Here is a 233-nt window from a genome sequence, read left to right on the forward strand (position 1 = left end):
CTTTCAAACTTGCTCATTACACTGAAGACAATATCGTACTCGAAGCGTTCACCCATTATTTTAAAGAGCGTGCGTTACTAGACCGTATTGAATTTTGGGGTATTCCTGATCATGTGCAAATAGATGCTGATTATGAACTACCAAATGAAGAAGAAAATGAAAGACATGATATACAAATAGAAGAAATAGGTTGTATTTATGCTAGCTTCAACTTTACAAAACCTGGTCCTCAT

General features: G+C 35.2%; 1 pseudogene. It reads left to right on the forward strand.

Annotated features, from left to right (window positions below):
* Positions 1–233, forward strand: a pseudogene (locus SB775_RS34140) (SgrR family transcriptional regulator); the annotation flags it as partial.

This window comes from Peribacillus sp. SIMBA_075, from assembly GCF_046534585.1.